Raw genomic sequence first — 1,407 nt, 5'->3', positions numbered from 1 at the left:
GGCGAATCCGCAGTTGGCGGCGTGGTATTTCGAGGTGAGCCAGCGGCCTTCGATGCTGGCGACGATGCCGAAGGTTTGAATTTGGCAAGGGCAAAGGACTAGCAGTTCTGATAGTAGGCAATAGCTGAGAAAACTCCGATGCTAAGTGCTCCGGCTTTATGGACCTTGTTCGGAGTTCAGCTGATGCCTACGCGCTCAAGCAAAACCATTCTGTTGGGGACCGATCTGCAGAACTCGGTGTTGAACGTCCTTGATACGAATCGGGCGCATGCCATCGCCTACACACCCTATGGCCATCGCTCCCTCGGTGGTTTGCTCAGCCTGCTTGGGTTCAACGGCGAACTGCCGGACCCACTGACTGGGCATTATCACTTGGGCAAAGGCTATCGACAGTTCAATTCGGTCTTGATGCGATTTAACAGCCCGGATAGTTGGAGTCCATTTGGGAAGGGAGGGTTGAATGTTTATGGGTACTGTGCAGGGGACCCTGTCAATTCGATAGATCCAACAGGGCATACTTTTGAGTTTCTGAAATTTTTCCTGAGAAAGGCAGGGCTCATGGAGCCGGCCAGCACAAAAAAGACTCTACAGAACCTGGCTTTGGCTCAGACGAACACAAAGCAAAATATAGACGAGATATTCACCTCCGGAAAAACACCGAGAGGTGCATATCTAGCGCAACTGAAGGCAGAAAAACATCGTAAAACTCATGCTGCGGTGCTTTCACATAATCCAGAGCTCGCTGGCAGCAGGGCCAATACCTTAACTACTTTCGAAGCTAAAGAAATGAATGCTGCGAAAAAACAATATCGTGACGAGGTCATGAAAAATGTCTCAAGTACTTCACCCTCCCCCCTGATTGAAAGAAATCAAAAATATACTTTTTCGGAGGCGCCGCCCGTGATCACCCTAGTTGAAAGGCTTGTGCCCGTTCCTGCTGACGGTTGGAGAACGGTAGAAAGCATTAGACAGCCCACACGCAGATCTCAATGAAGACAAGGACTAATAAGGGACAGATTTATTTAAAGCTGTCAACGGGGCCGCACGACTCTGAAGAACTGCGTGCTCACCTCGGCCGACCCGGACAAGACGATGATCGACGTCACCCCTGAGAAAATCCCACCCTCTGCCTGGCCGACGGCAACGTCCTCGACAACAGCCGCGTGATCCTCGGCTACCAGCACGTCGCCCCCCCCCCTGATCCCCCGCCCGCTGGCGCCGCCTGACCCTGCCTTCCATGAACGACGGGATCATAGATGCCGCCGTACTGGTGCGCTACGAAGGCACTGCTGGAGAAAGATGCGATTGCCGAACTGACCAGTCATTTCGACGTGGCGGCGATCAGTGTGGCTTGTGCGTTGGGTTATGTAGATTTGCGCCATCCGGATCTGGACTGGCGCGCGGCGA

General features: G+C 53.2%; 1 protein-coding gene and 2 pseudogenes. All 3 read left to right on the top strand.

The genetic code is table 11. The features are described 5' to 3' along the window. Positions 1-79, top strand: a pseudogene (locus HNO86_RS30095) (glutathione S-transferase); the annotation flags it as partial. A 104-nt stretch (positions 80-183) separates the two neighbouring features. Continuing rightward, on the top strand, positions 184-993 hold the full coding sequence (locus tag HNO86_RS30500) for an RHS repeat-associated core domain-containing protein (protein ID WP_306167740.1): 810 nt from the start codon (positions 184-186) through the stop codon (positions 991-993). A gap of 39 nt (positions 994-1,032) precedes the next feature. Next, positions 1,033-1,407, top strand: a pseudogene (locus HNO86_RS30440) (glutathione S-transferase); the annotation flags it as partial.

This window comes from Pseudomonas sp. C1C7 (genome assembly GCF_013359595.1).
Taxonomy (GTDB): domain Bacteria; phylum Pseudomonadota; class Gammaproteobacteria; order Pseudomonadales; family Pseudomonadaceae; genus Aquipseudomonas.
This window is presented reverse-complemented; position numbering and strand designations above follow the sequence as displayed.